Genomic DNA, 471 nt, shown 5'->3' on the forward strand with positions numbered 1-471 from the left:
GTCCAGGTCACCGGCACCCGCATCAAGAAGGCCGAGATCGAAAGCCAGGTTCCGGTCCAGACCCTCAGCCGCGACGACATCGAACGCACCGGCCTGACCTCGCTGGCCGACATCGTCCAGGAGCTCACCGGCGCCGGTTCCGCGCTCAACACCAAGTTCAATTCCTCGGGCAACTTCGGCTTCTCGCCCAACGGCGACGGCATCGGCGCCGGTTCGGCCCAGGTCGATCTGCGCCACCTCGGCCCCAAGCGCGTGCTGGTCCTGGTCGACGGCATGCGTTGGGTCAACGAGTCCTCGGCTTCGGGCGTGGGCGCGGCGACCGACCTCAACACCATTCCGCTGGCCATCGTCGAGCGCATCGAAATCCTCGAAGACGGCGCGTCCTCGCTGTACGGCTCCGACGCCATCGCCGGCGTGGTCAACATCATCACCCGCCGCAACTTCGACGGCGGCCAGATCAGCCTCAACTAC

General features: G+C 66.7%; 1 protein-coding gene. It reads left to right on the forward strand.

Translation table 11 applies throughout. From position 1 onward, the window contains the following. Nucleotides 1-471: TonB-dependent receptor plug domain-containing protein (locus tag JQK88_RS35615; RefSeq protein ID WP_203281263.1), on the forward strand; the 471-nt coding region annotated here is incomplete at both ends.

It is taken from the genome of Mesorhizobium caraganae (assembly GCF_016836705.1).
Classification (GTDB): Bacteria; Pseudomonadota; Alphaproteobacteria; order Rhizobiales; family Rhizobiaceae; genus Mesorhizobium; species Mesorhizobium caraganae.